Source organism: Nostoc sp. CALU 546, assembly GCF_048836525.1.
The window spans coordinates 1-1558 of sequence record NZ_JAWJTF010000403.1 but is presented as its reverse complement, the minus strand read 5'-3'; the positions used below and the strand labels follow the sequence as shown (position 1 = coordinate 1558).

At 38.5% G+C, this 1558-nt stretch carries 3 protein-coding genes; 2 read left to right on the top strand and 1 reads right to left on the bottom strand.

Going from position 1 to position 1558, the window contains the following annotated elements:
- Window positions 1-308: 308 nt before the first annotated feature.
- Window positions 309-638, bottom strand: a complete 330-nt coding sequence (locus RRG12_RS44055; RefSeq protein WP_069074198.1) for a hypothetical protein — start codon at window positions 636-638, stop codon at window positions 309-311.
- 210 nt (window positions 639-848) lie between these two features.
- On the opposite strand from RRG12_RS44055, the gene RRG12_RS44050 reads away from it, so the two are divergent.
- Together RRG12_RS44050 and RRG12_RS44045 are read left to right on the top strand one after the other, a co-directional pair.
- A complete protein-coding gene (locus tag RRG12_RS44050; protein WP_420759483.1) occupies window positions 849-1214 on the top strand; it encodes a DUF1622 domain-containing protein in 366 nt (121 codons plus the stop codon).
- A complete protein-coding gene (locus RRG12_RS44045; protein WP_069074200.1) occupies window positions 1201-1515 on the top strand; it encodes a DUF1622 domain-containing protein in 315 nt (104 codons plus the stop codon). Before RRG12_RS44050 ends, RRG12_RS44045 begins: the two co-directional genes overlap by 14 nt.
- The last annotated feature ends 43 nt before the right edge of the window (window positions 1516-1558 follow it).

Below are 1558 nucleotides of genomic sequence, written 5' to 3'. Positions count from 1 at the left end.
AAGGCGCAGACCTGGAAAGTCTGTTTAGGGAAACTTAACGGGGGTTCGAATCCCCCCCTCTCCGTTCTCAAACCTAGTCTCAATATATAGTTTCAACCGGATTTCTACAAATAGTCGGGTTAACTAAAAAGCGCAATATTGCCAAAGATATTCTTAAATTCTCTTGAACAAGCTACGCACAACTTTCCATAGTCAAGCTGTTTATAGATGAACTGATCATGCAAGTTTGTGATTTTTTTTGCTTTGGCGTAATGCACTCTACCAAAACTACTACTGAAAGTAGAAGTTAGAATACACGTGTATCAAGCTTAGGTGGATCTTTGCTGCTTGTGCTGGCGTAATTCCTCTACTATGTAGTCTTCCAGTTCTTGTCTTTCCCTTTTACTGGCATTTCGTTGATAAGTTCTTCCTGTTTCTTGGATAAACTTGCGTTTCTCGCTTGGAGAAGATTTGAGTTTACCTCCAGTTCCTTGGAGCTTTTGCTGTAATTCTTCCCAAGTCTTTTCACCCACACTTTCACCTAGTTTGACCAGTACCTTTGGTAGTAATATTCTGGCCTCTCTTTGAAAATCGTCTTCTGTTTCCAGGGAAGCTAAATCTATATTGCTGAAGTCGATATCGATTTGAAATTTACTCATAGAATTGTGTTTGTTCTTTTAACGATTATTACCACAATCAGGAGAAGATAGGTTTTACTTTTCTGTAAATCCTAGATAGGATACGAAGATAGCATGATTGAGCAGCTAGTAGATGGCAGGTTGTATTGAATTTGTTAACTTAACACTGACAAGTATCGCCAATGCTTTGTGCAAGGGCATTTTCCTGCTTGAACCCATAAAATAAACAATATGGAAGCTTTCGTCACGAATTTGACGACTGTACTTGCGACAGCAGTTGATATCTTCACTGGCATTATCATTGGTATCGCTGTTTTGGAAGCCGTCATTAAGATCCTAGTTTTTTTATTTAGCCGCCGTAAAAAGCTGAACGATGCTAAAGAGGAAATTCGCTTAGGGTTAGGTATGTGGCTGGCTCTTTCCCTTGAGTTTGCACTGGCTGCTGACATTTTACGTAGTACGATCGCTCCAACTTGGGACGAAATTGGTAAACTAGCTGCCATCATTACACTACGAACAATTCTGAATTTCTTTTTGGCAAAAGAAATTGAGCAAGCAAAGACTAAAAAGAACAATATCAAGGATGAATCTTTTTAATTTCTCTGTATGGGCAACAATCATCCAGTTGTTAGGTTCTTTAGCGATCGCTGGTTATGTCATCGCTGCAATCTTTTCTCTAATTCTTAAGTGCAATGTTTACCAGGCAAGGCTTATAGTCGCAGAAGGAATGCTAACTAGTTTGAGCTTTATGGTTGCAGCAACTTTGTTAAAGGCCATTAACCTGCAAACTTGGGGACAAATTCTGATCTTTAGCGCGATTTTATCACTCCGCATCTTTCTAAAGAAGTTATTTGCTTGGGAGAAAATACAAATTTTGACAATTAAATCTCACGTTTGATGAGTCAAACAAGTTTTTACAAATGATTTAAGATTGCTATAGG